This is a genomic window from Rhodosalinus sediminis (assembly GCF_003385555.1).
GTDB lineage: Bacteria > Pseudomonadota > Alphaproteobacteria > Rhodobacterales > Rhodobacteraceae > Rhodosalinus > Rhodosalinus sediminis.
In genome coordinates, this window is the sequence record NZ_QOHR01000082.1 from 1 (window position 1) to 773 (window position 773).

Here is a 773-nt window from a genome sequence, read left to right on the forward strand (position 1 = left end):
TGCATCGCGCAACAGGAACTTGTGGCTGTTCGTGTGCTCGATGAACTTCGAGTGATCGCGCACGACGCTGGCGGGGATCAGGGCGGCCCGCAGGATCCTGAATTCGTCGTCGAAGAGGACGGCCGCCAGGATGTCGAACCCATCCGGATCGCGGATCGCGGAGAGTTGCCGCGAACCGTTGCGCCGGTGAATGCGACGTCCCTTGATCTGATACCGGGACCCGTCTGCGCCCGTGGCATCGAAGGACTTTGCGGAGTTGTTCTCCTGGTCCCAGCCGAAGGCGGCGCAGAAGAGGTATTCGGCAAGATCGCCGGTGGGATTGTTCGCGGAGCGAAGAACGTTCCTCGCCCGCAGCTCCTCCATCGTCGCGGCGTNTCCATGCCGTCCTTATGGCGAAGCCGCGCCCTAACCGCCACCGGCGCGTGGTGAGTGCGGCGTCACTTGACCCGCATCAACAGCGTGAGGTGATCGATGACCGCTGTGACGGAACTCCGCGGCCGCCGCGACGCGCTTTCGGCGCAGCGCGCCTCGGGCGTGGCGCGGGTGAGCTATGACGGCAAGACCGTCGAGTATCGCAGCGTGGCGGAGATCGACCGCGCCATCGAGGCGCTGGACCGCGAGATCGCGGCGGCGGAGGGCCGGCGGATCGTCCGGCAGTTGCGCGTCACGACGACGAAGGGGCTGTGATCCATGGGGCTGTTCGACCGGTTTCGCCGCTCCGACCGGGGCGACCCCGCGTCCTCCGGGCTTACGCGGCTCCCCCGGAGCCACGG

General features: G+C 67.5%; 2 protein-coding genes. One reads left to right on the forward strand and one right to left on the reverse strand.

What is annotated here, in order from left to right:
• Window positions 1-363 (reverse strand): hypothetical protein (locus DRV84_RS15175; RefSeq protein ID WP_115982152.1); only part of this gene is annotated, 363 nt, incomplete at its 3' end.
• A gap of 108 nt (window positions 364-471) precedes the next feature.
• Between DRV84_RS15175 and DRV84_RS15180 the strand changes: the two genes are divergently transcribed.
• Window positions 472-687: a phage head-tail joining protein gene (locus tag DRV84_RS15180; RefSeq protein WP_115982154.1), complete on the forward strand. Its 216-nt coding sequence runs from the start codon at window positions 472-474 to the stop codon at window positions 685-687.
• Window positions 688-773: the final 86 nt, after the last annotated feature.